General features: G+C 51.6%; 18 protein-coding genes and 1 pseudogene. 14 read left to right on the plus strand and 5 right to left on the minus strand.

Annotation, left to right across the window (positions count from 1 at the left end):
• Positions 1 to 15: 15 nt before the first annotated feature.
• The 7 genes from HX448_RS04900 (at position 16) to HX448_RS04930 (ending at position 5,769) form a co-directional block, all read left to right on the plus strand.
• The gene (locus tag HX448_RS04900) at positions 16 to 1,542 is read left to right on the plus strand and encodes a R3H domain-containing nucleic acid-binding protein (protein WP_102330352.1); all 1,527 of its coding nucleotides are present in this window, start codon (positions 16 to 18) and stop codon (positions 1,540 to 1,542) included.
• The gene (tmk, locus tag HX448_RS04905; protein ID WP_102330351.1) at positions 1,542 to 2,177 is read left to right on the plus strand and encodes a dTMP kinase; all 636 of its coding nucleotides are present in this window, start codon (positions 1,542 to 1,544) and stop codon (positions 2,175 to 2,177) included. Before HX448_RS04900 ends, tmk begins: the two co-directional genes overlap by 1 nt.
• Entirely contained in the window at positions 2,174 to 3,211 is a 1,038-nt protein-coding gene (gene mnmA / locus HX448_RS04910; protein WP_102330350.1) for a tRNA 2-thiouridine(34) synthase MnmA, read from the plus strand. Before tmk ends, mnmA begins: the two co-directional genes overlap by 4 nt.
• On the plus strand, positions 3,211 to 3,849 hold the full coding sequence (locus HX448_RS04915) for a ribonuclease HII (RefSeq protein ID WP_102330349.1): 639 nt from the start codon (positions 3,211 to 3,213) through the stop codon (positions 3,847 to 3,849). The genes mnmA and HX448_RS04915 overlap by 1 nt, the downstream gene beginning before the upstream one ends.
• On the plus strand, positions 3,846 to 4,208 hold the full coding sequence (locus tag HX448_RS04920; protein ID WP_102330348.1) for a YraN family protein: 363 nt from the start codon (positions 3,846 to 3,848) through the stop codon (positions 4,206 to 4,208). Before HX448_RS04915 ends, HX448_RS04920 begins: the two co-directional genes overlap by 4 nt.
• 65 nt (positions 4,209 to 4,273) lie before the next feature.
• Positions 4,274 to 5,122, plus strand: a complete 849-nt coding sequence (locus HX448_RS04925; protein WP_102330347.1) for a thiamine phosphate synthase — start codon at positions 4,274 to 4,276, stop codon at positions 5,120 to 5,122.
• A complete protein-coding gene (locus HX448_RS04930) occupies positions 5,122 to 5,769 on the plus strand; it encodes a translin family protein (RefSeq protein ID WP_102330346.1) in 648 nt (215 codons plus the stop codon). Before HX448_RS04925 ends, HX448_RS04930 begins: the two co-directional genes overlap by 1 nt.
• A 3-nt stretch (positions 5,770 to 5,772) precedes the next feature.
• Here the strand turns inward: HX448_RS04930 and HX448_RS04935 are convergent, their stop codons facing one another.
• Both HX448_RS04935 and HX448_RS10455 read right to left on the minus strand, forming a co-directional pair.
• Positions 5,773 to 6,411 (minus strand): MBL fold metallo-hydrolase, encoded by a 639-nt coding sequence (locus HX448_RS04935; RefSeq protein WP_102330345.1) that lies wholly within the window; start codon positions 6,409 to 6,411, stop codon positions 5,773 to 5,775.
• A 78-nt stretch (positions 6,412 to 6,489) separates the two neighbouring features.
• On the minus strand, positions 6,490 to 6,633 hold the full coding sequence (locus HX448_RS10455) for a hypothetical protein (RefSeq protein WP_226846941.1): 144 nt from the start codon (positions 6,631 to 6,633) through the stop codon (positions 6,490 to 6,492).
• Between HX448_RS10455 and HX448_RS10700 the strand changes: the two are divergent.
• The 5 genes and pseudogenes from HX448_RS10700 to HX448_RS04955 form a co-directional block, all read left to right on the plus strand.
• Positions 6,608 to 6,682: pseudogene (locus tag HX448_RS10700) on the plus strand (hypothetical protein); the annotation flags it as partial. The gene HX448_RS10455 and the pseudogene HX448_RS10700 sit on opposite strands and share 26 nt — an antisense overlap.
• An 18-nt stretch (positions 6,683 to 6,700) precedes the next feature.
• Complete coding sequence (locus HX448_RS04940; RefSeq protein WP_235611410.1) at positions 6,701 to 7,069, plus strand: hypothetical protein; 369 nt, start codon at positions 6,701 to 6,703, stop codon at positions 7,067 to 7,069.
• 91 nt (positions 7,070 to 7,160) lie between these two features.
• Positions 7,161 to 8,456 carry a glycine--tRNA ligase gene (locus tag HX448_RS04945; RefSeq protein ID WP_102330556.1) on the plus strand — a complete coding sequence of 432 codons (1,296 nt, stop codon included), beginning with the start codon at positions 7,161 to 7,163 and terminating at the stop codon, positions 8,454 to 8,456.
• Positions 8,457 to 8,823: 367 nt separating this feature from the next.
• Positions 8,824 to 10,062 carry a metallophosphoesterase family protein gene (locus HX448_RS04950; RefSeq protein WP_102330343.1) on the plus strand — a complete coding sequence of 413 codons (1,239 nt, stop codon included), beginning with the start codon at positions 8,824 to 8,826 and terminating at the stop codon, positions 10,060 to 10,062.
• Positions 10,059 to 10,877: a pseudouridine synthase gene (locus tag HX448_RS04955; protein WP_102330342.1), complete on the plus strand. Its 819-nt coding sequence runs from the start codon at positions 10,059 to 10,061 to the stop codon at positions 10,875 to 10,877. Before HX448_RS04950 ends, HX448_RS04955 begins: the two co-directional genes overlap by 4 nt.
• Here the strand turns inward: HX448_RS04955 and HX448_RS04960 are convergent.
• The 3 genes from HX448_RS04960 to hpt are packed head-to-tail and all read right to left on the minus strand — an operon-like array spanning position 10,874 to position 13,803.
• Positions 10,874 to 11,566 (minus strand): phosphoribosyltransferase, encoded by a 693-nt coding sequence (locus tag HX448_RS04960; RefSeq protein ID WP_102330341.1) that lies wholly within the window; start codon positions 11,564 to 11,566, stop codon positions 10,874 to 10,876. The genes HX448_RS04955 and HX448_RS04960 overlap by 4 nt on opposite strands.
• A gap of 16 nt (positions 11,567 to 11,582) precedes the next feature.
• A complete protein-coding gene (ade, locus tag HX448_RS04965) occupies positions 11,583 to 13,271 on the minus strand; it encodes an adenine deaminase (RefSeq protein WP_102330340.1) in 1,689 nt (562 codons plus the stop codon).
• Positions 13,243 to 13,803: a hypoxanthine phosphoribosyltransferase gene (hpt, locus tag HX448_RS04970; RefSeq protein ID WP_226846860.1), complete on the minus strand. Its 561-nt coding sequence runs from the start codon at positions 13,801 to 13,803 to the stop codon at positions 13,243 to 13,245. The genes ade and hpt overlap by 29 nt, the downstream gene beginning before the upstream one ends.
• 132 nt (positions 13,804 to 13,935) lie before the next feature.
• Between hpt and HX448_RS04975 the strand changes: the two genes are divergently transcribed.
• The gene (locus HX448_RS04975) at positions 13,936 to 14,853 is read left to right on the plus strand and encodes an ABC transporter ATP-binding protein (protein ID WP_102330338.1); all 918 of its coding nucleotides are present in this window, start codon (positions 13,936 to 13,938) and stop codon (positions 14,851 to 14,853) included.
• Positions 14,850 to 15,932, plus strand: a complete 1,083-nt coding sequence (locus HX448_RS04980; protein ID WP_102330337.1) for an ABC transporter permease — start codon at positions 14,850 to 14,852, stop codon at positions 15,930 to 15,932. The genes HX448_RS04975 and HX448_RS04980 overlap by 4 nt, the downstream gene beginning before the upstream one ends.
• Positions 15,933 to 15,952 lie beyond the last annotated feature (20 nt).

Here is a 15,952-nt window from a genome sequence, read left to right on the forward strand (position 1 = left end):
GCCGGGAGGCCGTAATTGCCGAACCTCATAACCGACGACCTGGAAGCGCTCCTGGATACCCTCCCCGTTGAAATCCGCCGCCCTCTAAGTCTGCAACCCGACCTCAGTCAACTAGTAGAAGTCATAATGGACCTCGGACGTGTCCCCGAGGGGCGTTTTGCCGAACGGGAGGTGGTACTGAGAACTGAGGAAGTTACAGAGGGCGACCTGGAATACGTTATCGCCAGGGTCAGCGCCTTCGGGGCTGATAATCGGGCTGGGATTGAGAGAACGCTTCACCGGATTTCGGCGATAAGGAACCGAAAAGGAAAAGTCATTGGCCTGACATGCCGGGTTGGCCGTGCAGTGTTCGGGACGATCAAGATCATCGAAGACCTTATTGAATCCGGCAAGAGTGTGCTGCTTTTAGGGAGGCCAGGCGTCGGGAAGACGACCATGCTGCGCGAGGTAGCCAGGGTGTTGGCCGACGATCTGAAAAAGCGCGTTGTCATCGTCGACACCTCAAATGAAATTGCTGGGGATGGAGATATACCCCACCCGGCCATCGGGCGGGCGCGGCGAATGCAGGTGGCGGTGCCCGATATGCAGCACGCCGTGATGATCGAGGCGGTGGAAAACCACATGCCCGAGGTCATCGTCATCGATGAGATCGGTACCGAACTTGAGGCATTGGCGGCGCGGACTATCGCCGAGCGAGGCGTTCAACTGGTCGGCACCGCTCATGGCAACACGCTGGATAACCTGATGCAGAATCCGACACTTTCGGACCTAATCGGCGGTATTCAGGCGGTTACGCTGGGTGACGAGGAAGCCAGGCGAAGGGGCACCCAAAAAACGGTACTGGAACGAAAGGCTCCGCCGACTTTTGATATCATCGTCGAGATCCAGGAACGCGATATGGTGGCGGTGCATTGTGACACCGCAGAGGCTGTGGACGCCATTTTACGTGGCAATGAGCTTGAAACGGAGATTCGGTCGGTAGGTCCGGACGGGGAGGTCAAAACAACCCACGCCGCGCCTGAGGCCGAGCAGTCGGAAGGGCGTCGGAAAGCTGTAGCGCAAACAGCGGTGGAAACTCCGCGACTTTATCTGTTCGGGATCAACCGCTCCCGCCTGGAACAGGTGGCTGAAGAAATGCACGTAAAACTTAACATCACTGAAAAATTAGGGGAAGCCGGCATGCTGGTGACATCCCGGAATTACTTCCGGCGGCGTCCTCAACGAATCCGGGATGCTGAAGCTCACAATCTCCCGGTGTACGTTCTCAAAAGCCATACCCCGGCGCAATTCCGGCAATTCCTGGGTATGTTATCCCGGCATGAACCGGAGCAAGCCGAAGAATCCGGCGCTCTAAATCGGGCGCTGTTTGAAGCGGAGGAAGCGGTACATCGGGTGAAAAGCGGCAGCGAGCGGGTGGACCTGTCGCCCCAAAGCGCCTATATCCGTCGGCTGCAGCACCTGGTGGCAGAACGGGCCAACCTGAAATCCGATAGCCAGGGCAACGAACCCAACCGCCGTGTCAGCATCTTCAAGGAGCAATGATGTCTCTTTTTATCACATTTGAAGGCGGCGAAGGTTCCGGCAAGAGCACCCAGGCTGCGGCTCTATCCGAACGGCTCAACGCTTCCGGCATTGAAACGCTCCATACCCACGAACCCGGCGGCACCAACCTTGGTGAACAGATCACCTACTTGCTCAAATGGAGCGAGGATGAGCGTATCTCTCCCTTGGCTGAAGTCATGCTGTTCAACGCCTCTCGGGCGGAACTGGTGAGCCGGATCATCAAGCCGGCGCTAGCATCAGGGAAGATCGTTGTCTGCGACCGGTATGTGGACTCAACGCTGGTATACCAGGGCTATGGACGAGGTTTAACCGTATCTACCGTGAAAGCGATTAACTCCATGGCTACTCAAGGACTGATGCCTGACCTAACATTTTTGCTCGATCTCCCTGTGGAAGAAGGAATGCAGCGAAAACGCGGTACCAAGGCCGACCGTTTCGAAAAAGAAAGCACGGATTTTCACCGGCGCATCCGTGATGGTTATCGTGCGCTGGCAGCGGCAGAACCTTCACGCTGGGTAATCCTCGACGCACAGTTACACAAAGAAGATATCGCAAACATCATCTGGAATAAAACCCTGGCAGCGTTGGAACTCCGCGCTTCCAAAACGCTATGACCGTGCCCAAGGTCGCGGTCGCTATGAGTGGCGGCGTTGATTCTTCAGTTGCCGCGTTGCTGCTCAAAGAAGTTGGCTATGACGTCATCGGAGTCACGATGCGGCTCACGGATTCGCACAAAAGCGCCGCTTCCGCTGAAAATGCCGCATCTATCGCCGCCAAATTGGGAATAAAGCATTACACCGCCGATCTTTCTCAAGAGTTTCAAAAGCATGTCATCGACTACTTCTGCGAGGCATATCAAACAGGGCAAACGCCGAACCCGTGCATCGTATGCAATAAACAAATCAAATTCGGCGCTCTCTTAAAATATGCGGAATCTCTTGGTGCTGAATATCTGGCCAGCGGCCACTACGCAAGAATCCAGAGCGGGGCAACCGGGTATCGTCTTTACAAAGCCGTTGATACCAAAAAAGACCAATCCTATTTTCTCTACCGCTTAAATCAAACCCTGCTTAACCGGATCATGCTGCCTATGGGAGAGCTTACGAAAAACAAAGTGCGCCAATTGGCTTTAAGCGCAAACCTGCAAGTTCCTGAAAACGAAAGCCAGGATATCTGCTTTCTTGAGGAGCAAGACTACCAATCATTTTTGAAAGGTAGTTTTCCAATGTTGCCTGGCGAGATCGTAAATGAGCATGGTGAAATAATTGGGCAACACTCCGGGATCAGCCGCTACACTATCGGCCAGCGGCACGGTCTGAACATCTCGGGGAAACACCCGCAATACGTCATTGGCATCGATGCTGCAAGAAATCGAATAACACTCGGCGCCGAGAGCGCCCTGTTGAAACAAAGCGTAAAAATCCGGGACCTGAATTGGATTTCCGGTTCGTGGCCGGAAGACATCTCGTCTTTGTCAGCAAAGATAAGATACCGGATGCCCGATTCCCCGATCATGTCACTGACAGTAGATTCCCAGGATTCTGCGATAATTACGTTCGAGAAGCCGGTGAGAGCAGTCACTCCCGGCCAATCAGCCGTAATTTACCGATGCGACGAGGTACTGGGCGGTGGTATAATCATCGCCTGATGGCCGCCAAGATGATCTGCCCCACGTTCAAAGAAGAAAACGCGCTTTACGAGCGAGGAATCACGCTAATCGCCGGTGTGGATGAAGCCGGGCGGGGAGCGCTGGCAGGCCCCGTGGTCGCTGGAGCTGTAATACTGGCTAAACGCAGGCGATGCGGCTGGCTTAAGGACATCCGAGACTCAAAAATGCTGACCGTGGAAGCGCGCGAAGAACTCTACGGCGCTATCACTTCCGAGGCTGTCTGTTACGGCGCAGGAATAGTCTCTCATATCTACATCGATGAGAACGGGATTGCACCGGCAACCAGGCTGGCGATGAAAATGGCGATCGAAGCCATGTCTCTTAAACCGCAGGCTCTATTAATAGACTACCTTACTTTACCTTCATTTAACCTTCCTCAGAAAGGCATTATTGACGGCGATGCTTTGTGCGTATCGATAGCCTGCGCCTCGATTATCGCCAAGGTTACCCGCGACCGGCTGATGCAACGTCTCGATGAAGAGCACCGTGGCTACAGCCTGGGGCAGCATAAAGGTTACTGTACCCCGGAACACGTCCAGAAACTGAACGTCCTCGGTCCGTCTCCAATTCACCGATACACTTTTGACCCTGTAAATTCTTTCAGGTCGTTGTTTTGAAAAGACAGCAGACGGGTAAATTGGCTGAAATCATCGCCCGGGAGTACCTAGAAAAAGAAGGCTTCGGAATCAAGGCTACGAACTGGCGCTGCAGGGAATCCGAGATCGATATCATCGCTGAGCACAGCGGAGAAACTGTCTTCGTTGAAGTCAGGGCAAAATCATCGCATGAATTTGGAACGCCTGCAGAATCAGTTACCAGACGCAAACAGGAGAAACTGATCGCCGCCGCCGAACGTTATATGGCAGAATCGGCGGATCCATTCGGAACTTGGCGCATCGACTTCATAGGAATTGATTTCACTCCCTCGGGACCCCGTTTAGAACATATTCCCAACGCAATCGATGCCATCGAGTAACCTGATTTTGTGGTCGCTAGCGCGGTGATGCTAGAATCGAACATGCCGGATAAATCAGCGACCGTATGAGTAACCAAACTCTCAGAATCATCGATGCCAACCTGGATCGCGCGACGGAAGGATTACGTGTCCTTGAAGATATCGCTAGGTTTGTCCTCGACGATGCCTCTCTCTCTGGAAAGCTCAAAACACTGAGACATTCCATACACCAGGCTTTTGCTGATATCGCCAAAGACATAATTTCCGCCAGGGACAGTGTTGGGGACGTGGGCCGAAGCGTCGAACATCAAAAAGAAGCCGAGTTGGACCTCTTGGACACTGTGTCCGCCAACTCCCGCCGGGTAGAGCAGTCGCTCAGAGTTCTTGAGGAGATGTCCCGGACTCCCGGCATCGTCCCAAACGGAACAGTTTTCGAAGACGCCCGCTATGCGATGTACAGCATTGAGAAAGGACTTTTCTCCCGATTGTCCCGGCAGGGCAGGATCGGTAGGTTAAGCCGTTACTCAATCATTGAAAACAAGGCCCAATTAGGTCCAGCGATCGATTCCGGAATTACCGCGCTTCAAATCGAACAAGGAACGCTGAGCCAACGTGATTACTACGATTGGGCTTTAGAATCGAAACAAATTTGCGGTTCAACCAACATCCTTATGATTGTTACCGGACAACCGGATATTGCCCTGGCATCAGATGCCGATGGCGTCACGCTTGACGAGTATTCCATGCCCATCTCTGTTGTTCGCAGTTTATTAAGGGTAGACCAACTCATCGGGTATTCAGCTACAAGCGCGGAAGAGGCTGCACAGGCTCAAAATTGCGGCGCCGATTACATTCTGTGTCCCAAGAGCTTCAGGGCTGAAATTTTATCAGCGGTGAATATCCCGGTTATATCGCCCTTTCGCGAGGATAAATAATGACTGAAACCTTTAACCAACGCCTCGACTCGATCGCCGAATCAATCCGTCGGTCGTTTGCGGAAAAAGATGCCGCCCGTGAGAAAGCCCTGCCTCTCTGCCGCGAGGCCATAAGACATTGTTCGGAATCTATCAGGTCAATCCACCGGCGGCAGTTCGCCGATGCCAAGGGCTCACTGGCGAAGGCTAAAGCGCTTATCGATGAGGGAGAAGCGACCATTAAATCCTGCGAGGAGTTGTCCAACACTTCTTTCTTCCGAGATGCACAGAAGGAATATTCCGAAGGCAGCATTACCTTGGCGATAACTATGGGCGAACCAATCCCGACTCCCGAGATTTTGGCGGTCGACTCTGCCGCGTACTTGAACGGAATGGGCGAGGTCGTCGGCGAACTCAGGCGTTACATCCTGGATGGAATGCGTTCCGGGGATCTGTCCAGAGCAGAAGAATTACTCTCCGACATGGACTCGATCTATGAAGTCCTGGTCACAATGGACTTTCCGGATGCCATTACCGGCAGCCTGCGGCGGACCACCGACATGGTGCGGGGCATACTTGAGAAGACACGTTCAGACCTTACGCTGACTCTCCAGCAAAAGCGGCTGGAAGAACGCCTCGACAAATTTAGCGGCCAGTTCGAACGATAGCGGTCAACACTGCTTCCGAGGCGGATTAACGAGAAAAGGGTTGTTCTCCCTTTCAAATCCGATAGTGGTGGGTTCGCCGTGACCCGGATAGACCTTTACAGCATCATCGAGAATCATCAGTCTGCGATTGATGCTGTCGATGATTTGGTCATACTCGCCGCCCGGCAAGTCAGTCCTGCCAATGCTTCCCTGGAAAAGGGTGTCTCCTGTAAATACCACGTCCTGTCCATAGAGGGCTATACCGCCGGGTGTGTGCCCGGGAACATTTAGGACCGTAAAGTGTAGCTCACCCAGCGAGAGATCCTCCCAACCTTTTAGAAGCAAATCCGGTTCCGGTACCGGTTGATGGGTACAACCAGCCAATCTAGCCAACATGCTGTTGTTCAGACTGCTGGAGTCGGCTTCATGGACGGCCAACCTGGCTCCGGTTGCTTTCTTTACTGCAGTCGTACCGGCGACATGATCAAAATGGCTGTGGGTCAATATGATATGGGTGATCTTTAATCCGAGATGGTGAACACGAAGCATAATATCTTCAGGATCGTCGCCAGGATCAATAACCATGCCTTCTTTCGATTTTTCGTCGCCTACGATGTAGCAGTTTGCTTCAATGGGCCCGACAACCAGGCGTTCGATGATCATTCAGTGATTCCTTCAAAGATGCGATTCTCATATTGTAGGGAAATCCTGGGAGGGTGTCATTTCTAAGTCAATCACCTTTTAACCCAAACCGGATTCAGGTAAAATACCTGAGATGAACCAAACGTCCCAAAATCCCACAACACCAAATCCACTGAAATTCCGGGCGAGTTTCATTGCTTTGCCGCTAATCTGCCTGATGGCAACGATAATCATATCAGCCATCTTTTACAATCAATTGCCTGACAATGTAACTTTCAGGTTCGACTTAAATGGAAGTCCGTCCGGTGAAATGGCAAAGACTTCGTTCATCGCCTTGATGATCGGCATCCAGGCTCTGCTCACTTTTATTGCCTACGTCACTACCTCAGCCATTGGCAATATTCCAACACTTCGTGATAACGCTGATAAATTCAGGTTTAGCCCTACGCGCCTGTTAGCTTTGATGGGGAATATGCCAGCTATCATCCAGTTCATCATGGCGTATATCCTCATTGACGCCATTGTTTACGCCAAGCGAGCTGAACATTTGGCTCCATTTTGGATTGTAGCTGTTGCAATCCTGGTGATCGGCGGTGCTATCACCCTGTTTTATGGTTTGCCTATTGCCTTAAAAGGTTACAAGGCAATAATGAGCGTCGAGGAAAAGAAAAAGGAATAGAAATCACCCATCCTGACATCTCCAAACCAGGGAGAGTAGTGAATTTTGAAGGAGCAATCATTTGGCCGAGAATCAGACAAATCCCGTTGACATGGAAAAGATCGTTTCTTTGAGCCGCCGCCGCGGCTTTGTATTTCAATCTTCTGAAATTTACGGTGCCCCGGGCGGTTGCTGGGATTACGGCCCGTTGGGCGTCTTGCTCAAAAATAACGTCAAGCAAGCATGGTGGCAGTCTATGGTCCAGGAGCGGGATGACGTCGTCGGAGTCGATGCCTCGATTTTGATGAATCCCAAAGTTTGGGAAGCTTCCGGCCACGTCACCGGCTTTTCCGATCCGATGCAGGACTGCATGGCCTGTAAAATGCGTTGGCGCCCCGGCGACTTCGAGGGCACGGTTTGCCCGTCATGCGGCGGCAAGCTGACCGAGCCCCGGCAGTTCAACCTGATGTTCAAGACCTTCATGGGGCCGCTGGAGGATACCGCCAGCGTCGTATACCTCCGCCCCGAAACAGCCCAGGGCATTTTTACCAACTTCGACAATGTCCTGAACACCACGCGCAAGAAGCTGCCATTCGGCATCGCCCAGACCGGTAAAAGCTTTCGGAACGAGATCACCACCGGTAATTTCATCTTCCGCAGTCGCGAGTTCGAACAGATGGAGTTGGAGTATTTCGTTAAACCCGGCACGGACGAAGACTGGCATGCCCACTGGCTCAAGACGCGCTTGGAATGGTACATCTCCCTGGGAATGAACAAGGAACACCTTCAGATGAGGGCTCACTGCAAGGAAGAACTGGCGCATTATGCCAAAGCCTGCTCGGATATCCAATATCTTTTCCCGATGGGCTGGAGCGAACTGGAGGGCATTGCCAACCGCCAGGATTTCGACCTGAAACAGCATTCCAAGTTCAGCAGCAAAAACCTAGAATATTTCGATGAAGAGACTAAAGAACGATTTACCCCATACGTTATCGAGCCATCTGCCGGCGTTGATCGCTCTGTTCTGGCGTTCATGCTCGACGCTTACACCGAGGAACCCGATAAGGACGAAATCCGCACAGTGCTGAAACTGCACCCGCGCCTTGCGCCTTACAAAGCAGCCATCCTGCCACTATCCAAGAAAGAGCCGCTGGCTAACTTAGCCAAGGAGATCTATGCCTCCCTGCGCAAAGCCTGGATGGTAACTTATGACGAAGCCCAGAGCATCGGCCGCCGCTATCGCCGCCAGGATGAGATAGGCACCCCGTACTGCATCACCATTGACTTCGACTCCCTGAACGATAATATGGTCACTGTCAGAGAGCGCGACACCATGAAGCAAGATAGGATTCCGATCGAGGAGATCAAGGCTTACCTGTTCCCGAGGTTGAAGGGGGAGATGAAGTAACAAAGCGAGGGCCATTTGTTCTCGCGACCTCAAATAAATACAATCAAGTCAGACGAAGGCTTTTCTATACGCGTTACAGGGCTGCTTGGGGTGCTTTATACCCAAGAAAACCATTCACCTGGATTAGAAGTTTTTAGATTCCACTGTGATAATGATTGTTCTTAGTCGAATTTTTATGTGGGATTTAGGCGAAGCAATTGACGAAAGGACCCACAAAATAATTTCAGATAATATTCACCGCGCTTTCAGTTGGGCTGGAACCAGAATCGAAGTCAAGTGATAATATTCCACTTATCTGACCTGCATCTGGGTTGGCGCCCCCTCTCCATAATTCCTCTCCCACGAGGGGAGAGGAAGATGAAATGATATGAAAATCATCCACTTCGCTGACTTACACCTAGGAGTTGAGGTTTACGGCAAACCCGACCCCACCACCGGCCTTGATACCCGGCTATTGGATTTTCTTGCGGCTTTCGATAAGCTGGTTGATTACGCGATCTGCCAGAAGGTTGACCTGGTTCTTTTCTGCGGAGACGCGTTCAAGAGCCGAGACCCCTCTCAGACGCAACAGCGGGAGTTTGCTCGCCGCATCCGGAAACTGGCAGACGTTGGTATCCCTGTGTTCCTGCTTATCGGCAACCACGACCTTCCAGCCGCCTCCGGCCGCGCCACTTCCACCGAGATTTATGACACACTAAGGATACCGAAGGTGACCGTTGCCAGCCAACCAAAGATATACACCATTGAAACATCTTCGGGACCGGTTCAAATAGCCGCCCTTCCGTGGCCGCGCAAGAGTTCGTTTGAAGGCAAAGCCCAGGCAGAGGGACAGAACCTCTCTTCCGATGAACTTAAATCCAAGATCGAGGCAGGCATGTCAGCAAAGATCAAGCAAATGGCTGATAGTATCAATCCGAGGCTGCCATCGATTCTGGCTGCACACATCTGGGTTGACGGCGCGGCTACAGCTTCTGAACGCAAATTCATCCTCGGCCTTGAACCAACAGTTATGTTAAGTAATATCGCCCTGCCCGCTTTTGATTACGTCGCTCTCGGCCACTTGCACAAGCGCCAGGAACTGAGCGGAACTCCGCCGGTGGTTTACAGCGGCAGTTTAGAACGGCTGGACTTCGGTGAAGAAAGAGATGACAAGGGTTTTTACGTTATCGAAATCGATATTCGAGACGGACGCAAGATCGTCGAACATCGCTTCAACAAACTTGAGGGGCGCAGATTTCTAACTCTTGAAAAGGCTTTCGATGAAGGTGAACTGAATCCGACTGCATCAGTCTTGGCACTTATCGCAGACCGCCATGAAGACATTACGAACACAATTGTTCATCTAAAACTTAAAATGCCGGAATCCATTGCTCCGCTGCTAAGAGACGCCGAGATCAAGAATGTCCTCAAAGACGCCTACTATTTTGCCATCTCCCGCGAGGTGGAACGGCAGACACGGAGCCGGTTAGGCGCAGAGAATAGCGAGTCCCTATCGCCGTTGCAGGCATTGGAGAAATATTTGGATATGAAGAATGTGGTAGGATCGCGGCGCAAGGAACTTCTCGCCCGGGCTGAAGAACTACTGGCCGAAACGGCTTCAAAATGACGGATAGACCACATATTCCTCGCCGAACACCGCTGACCACCACACGAGCCGGGCAACCCAGAGAACTGCAGCCAAGACGACCAGTCGCCAAAGCTCCGGGGTTTGTCCCAGAAACCCCCACCCTATTGAAAACATTGCGGGATGCGGGGTTGGGATCGAGGAGGGACCTGGCAGAGGTTATCAAGGCAGGGCGGGTAAAAGTCAATGTAGTCATCGCCGAAAGTTTTAGCCTGCCCCTGAAGCCGACAGATACCGTCACTTTTGACGATAACATGGTGGAACGAACAAAACCGCAAAAAGTATATCTGGCGCTCAATAAGCCCATGGACGTTATCTCCACGACTGAGGACAATCACGGCCGGCGCACAGTTATTGACTTGTTACCCGAAGAATACAAACGGCTAAAGTTATTCCCGGTCGGTAGGCTCGATGAAGACACGACCGGACTCATTCTGCTGACTAACGATGGGGAGCTGGCATATCGGCTCACTCACCCGAAATTTGAAGTGGAAAAGGAATACCTGGCGGCGGTTGACGGAGCTCTAAACGTAACGCAGGTTGATCAGTTGCAAAAAGGGATTGAGCTCGACGATGGGATGTCAGCCCCGGCTAAGATCAAGCCGGTTCTGCTCTCGCCTTACAATTACCGCATCGTCATCCACGAAGGGCGGAAACGTATAGTGCGGAGGTTGTTTGCGGCGGTGGGGCACCAGGTAAGGTTACTGAAACGCGTACGAATCGGCAAGCTGAAGCTGGAGAACTTGAAAGAGGGATCAATCAGACGATTGACAACGGCGGAGGTTAGAGAACTCTAAGCCTTCGTTGTTGCCTTAAACCTTCTCATTTCCCACTCGCGCAAACATTTGATAGCTTCTTCTTCCGGCATGTCGTTCCAGAAGCGATAATAGTAGGAAACATAGAATTTGGGGACGAGGGCGGTGTGGGCGGTAATAACGTTATCAGCCATTTTGGAGATCGTTCTAACCGCCAATTCAGATGCAACCGGGACTGCCGCGACGATCCTTGAAGGACGGCGGCGGCGAACGGATTCTATGGCAGCCATCATGGTGTAGCCGGACGCTAAGCCATCATCCACGATAATTGCAATTTTCCCCGTAACGACTGGTATAGCCCGGCTGTTGCGGTAAGCCAAGCTTCTCTGTCGGATATCGTTCCTCACCTTGGAGGTCTGATAGGTTATTTGGGATTGAGTTAGGCCGAGTGACCTGACAAGTTCATGATTCAGAACAGTCGTACCGTCGTCCGCCACGGCGCCAAAACCACCCTCAGGCCGTAACGGGATAGGAAGTTTGCGGGCAACGACTACATCAAGCTCAGCCCCGAGGGCTAGTGCAACCTGAAGTCCCACGGGCAACCCGCCGTTTGGAATGGCAAAGACTACTACTGACTCATTCTTGTACGTTGAAAGCTTCTCGGCCAGCTTAAGCCCGGCGTCGAAACGGTTTTCAAAGAGTGGGGAGGGATTGGGTTGGCGGTAGACCATATATAAAGACCTGCTCTCACATCAGTTTGAAGGCGCTGACATCGACCATGCCAAGGTCGGTCAGCTTGAGTTCTGGAATCACTGGGAGGGCTAGGAAAGACAAGGCGGCGAAGGGTGCGGAAAGTTTGACGCCAATGTCGCATGCAGCAGCCTCAACCGATTCGAAATGCTCGATCACTGTATCAAGAGGCTCTGGGGACATTAAACCGGCAACGGGCAGTGGTAGACTGGCAATGACTTTACCCCCAACGACAGTCGCCAGCCCACCTCCCATTTCGATTACGGCCTGAACCGCCGCAAAAATATCTTCATCGGAGGTGCCGACGCAGACGATATTGTGCGAATCATGGGCTACGGATGAGGCAATGGCGCCGTTTTTCATACCGAAGCCCCTTACCAAACCCTTGCCGATGTTGCCGGTAGCCTTGTGTCGTTCGACGACTACGATTTTGAGGATATCGCCTTTGAAATCAGGGATTGAATTGACTTTTTCTTTCAGGTAGCGGGTCACGATCTGACCGGGGATAACCTCGATAACCGGTGTTTCAGCGCCAGAGAAACTCATGCAAAGGTCGGCGGCGGTGAAGGGCTTGACGTTCGTGCTTTTGCGCAGTCGCGATGGTGCTCGGCTTTTGGCTTTGAACAATGCTTTGTCATTCCTGGCAACAAGTTTACCCTTGAAATAGACATCCGTGATCTCGAATTCTTCGAGGTTACTGATAATCAGGAGGTTGGCCGCGTACCCGGGAGCTATGGCACCTATTTGTCTTAAGCCAAAGTACTCTGCTGGGTTGATAGTAGCGAGTTGAATTGCCCGGACGGGATGGAGACCAAGTCTTATAGCTTTACGGACTACGGCGTCAATGTCACCGTCTCGTTTAAGATCAGAACAGGAACGATCGTCAACGACAAACATGCAACGTTTGTAGGTCTTATCGGTGACTAACGGCAGCAATTCTGCAAGGTTTTTTTCGGTGGAACCTTCGCGGATCATAATATGGATCCCGCGGGAAAGTTTCTCTCTGGCTTCTTCAAGGCGAGTCGATTCATGATCGGAGCCGATGCCTGCCGAGACGTACGCGTTCAAATCACGGCCTGTAATCCCCGGTGCGTGGCCATCGATGACTTTGCCGTCCGAAGCCTTGATTTTATCGAGGACGCCGTCATCTCCGAACAAAACGCCCGGGAAATTCATCATCTCGCCCAAACCGATGACGCCTTTTTTCTTCAGGAGTCGAGAGATGTCTTTAGTGGTTACTGTCGCGCCGGAGGTTTCCAGGTGGGTAGCGGGTACGCAGGAAGGGGCCATCACATGAAGGTCAATCGGCAATTTTTTACCAGCTTTGAGAATGTAGTCGATGCCGCCAGTGCCAACTACATTTGTTAGTTCGTGGAGATCAGTAATTACAGTGGTTGTACCTCGAGTCGAAACCGCTCGAGCGTATTCTCCGATATCCAGCATGGAGCTTTCGATATGGGTGTGGCCATCAATTAAGCCTGGGACCAGATATTTTCCGCCAAGATCGATCGTCACTTTGGCTTCCGTGTAGTCGCCGATGCCCGCGATCACGCCATTGCTTACAACTACGGAACCGGCTTCGATTTCACCCGAGAAAACGTTGACGATCCTGGCGTTCTTGAACAGGATGTCAGCCGGCTCCTGGCCTCGGGCTACTTTAATCGTCCGAAGCAAGTTGTCCGGCATCAGGAGCTTCCTCCATGGTGAAGATCTCAGGCAAGTGGCGATAGTGCTGGGAGAAATCCAGGCCGTAGCCAACGACAAATTTATCAGGGATGGTGAAACCTGAATATGCGATCTTCACCCGAACTTGGTGCCTGGCAGGCTTATCCATGAGGGCGCAGATACTGATCGAAGCCGGTTTATGTTTTGAAAAATATTTCATTATGGCTTCAATGCAAAGACCGGTATCTACGATGTCTTCAATAATCAGGATGTGGCGACCAGCGAGACGAGCGGTGGGTTCTGCCGTGATTTTGATTTGTCCGGTACTTGTTGTCCCATTGCCGTAACTCGAAGTGCCGATAAAATCAATTTCGGTTGGAATGCTTAACTCCCTGACCAGGTCCGACAGAAAGATCACTGAGCCTTTGAGAACGCCGACCACCAGAGGGTCTTTACCCGCGAAGTCACGGGATATTTGCGCTGAAAGCCTTCTAACGACCTCGGAAATCTCTTCACGAGAATACAATCGCTTCAGCTCAAAAGGGGGTTTCACAGCCAAAATTATAGTCATTAGGCTAGTATATGTCTACCCAAAAGGCGGGTCTCATTACTTATTATGCATGTTATAATAGCCACTGGTTTGGCTTGTGTTGTAAATGGACGATGGGTCTGCAAAGGAGTACAAGTGGTAATTAAGGTTGAGAACCTGGTCAAGGTTTACGGACCGATTCGAGCGGTCGATGGCATTAGTTTTGAGGTAAACAAAGGCGAAGTCTTCGGCATGCTAGGCCCGAATGGTGCCGGAAAGACTACGACTGTGGAAATTATTGAGGGTTTGCGCACCCAAGATTCTGGTACTGTCACCGTGCTTGGATTGGACTCCCAAAAAGCCACCAAGGAGATCAAGCAACGGATTGGGGCTCAACTGCAAACGCCTTCGCTGATGCCTACGCTGACCGTGGAAGAATTGCTGGATGTGTTCGCCGGATTCTATGAGAAATCCCTACCAACGAAAGACCTTCTGGAAATTGTTTCACTCACGGAAAGCCGGAAAGTGTTGGTGAAAAATCTATCAGGCGGTCAACTGCAACGCCTCTCGGTTGCCATGGCGCTAGTGAACGATCCGGAAATTGCCTTCCTTGATGAGCCTACCACCGGACTCGATCCTCAGGTGAGGCGGAGCATGTGGCAGGTCATCGAGGATATGAAAGCTAAGGGCAAGACGATTTTCATGACAACTCATTATATGGAGGAAGCCGAAAGACTCTGCGACCGTATTGCTATCGTTGATCATGGCAAGATCATCGCACTTGATACACCAAGGGGATTGATTAACTCCAATTTCAAGGAACAAGCAATTCAATTCGAGCTTGAGCCCCGCCCTTCTAACGAAATCCTCCTGTCTTTTCCCGGCGCCACAAGCGTCGCAACCGATCTAAACGAGGTCGTTATTTACACTAAAGACGTACCTGGAACAATGTCGGCGGCGATCAAATATGCTGAAGCAAATTGCTCCCCTCCTCAATTAAAAGATCTCCGCGTCCGTCAGGCCTCCCTAGAGGATGTATTTTTGAAGTTGACCGGAAGGAAGATCAGGGAATGACCGCTTTTACGAAATTACTCGTTGCCAACTTCAGAATGTTCGTGCGCGACAGGACTGCACTCTTTTTTACTTTCGCTTTCCCCTTGATCTTTATTGGGCTCTTCGGAATGGTCTTCGGTGGAAGCAACTCGGTCAACTACAAAATCGGCCTCGTCCAGGAAGATACATCAATTATCAGCCAGCACATGGCGGATGCCTTCAAACAGATCCCCATTTTTACGGTATCCGAAGACACTCTAGATAATTCCCTTAATTCCTTGAAAAAGGGCGATCTTTCGGCGGTTGTTGTAATTCCCGCCGGTACTGATGCGACTATTAACAGCGGTAGTGCCGCAGCAATTACTCTTTACCATGACCCGTCACAAACTGCCACGGCACAGGTGATTCTACCGGTGATGCAGCAGTTTGTGGATCAGTTCAATCGGCAGATTACTCAAGCACCGGTTGCTGTAACTTTGACCGAAAAATCGATCCTTTCAAGCAATCTGCGTTTTATCGACTTTTTCGTACCTGGTATCCTCGGCATGTCAATAATGCAGAGTGGACTCTTCGGCGTGCTGCCGCTTATCGAATGGCGCGAGAAGAAGGTACTGAAACGGCTTGGGGTAACGCCTCTGTCCCGTAGTACCGTGGTTACCAGCCAGTTGGTTTTCCGCCTCGGAATCGTCGTCTTACAATCCGCGGTGATTCTTGCTGTGGCCAAATTTGGCTATCGTGTTCCCATCCTTGGGAACTGGTTTTTGCTCTTGGGCCTCATTATGCTTGGCACTCTGCTTTTTGTGGCTCTGGGTTATGTAGTTGGAGCACGAGTTAAAACGGTAGAAGGTGCAAACCCCATCGTCCAGTTGATTTCCTTCCCGATGATGTTCCTTTCCGGCATATTCTGGCCAGTTGATATCATGCCTGCCTTCATCAAGCCGGTGGTTACAGCCATGCCTCTGACTTACCTTGGAGACGGCCTGCGGCAAGTTATGGTTGAATCGACCCCGTTATATCCTCTAGGAGTCGATATCCTGGTAATGTTCGCTTGGTTAGCGGTGTGCATGCTCGTCACCGTCCGGCTTTTCAAGTGGGAATGATGTGCCTTCCTACCGAATGA

This window comes from Dehalogenimonas etheniformans, from assembly GCF_014672715.2.
In the GTDB taxonomy this organism is placed as follows: domain Bacteria; phylum Chloroflexota; class Dehalococcoidia; order Dehalococcoidales; family Dehalococcoidaceae; genus Dehalogenimonas; species Dehalogenimonas etheniformans.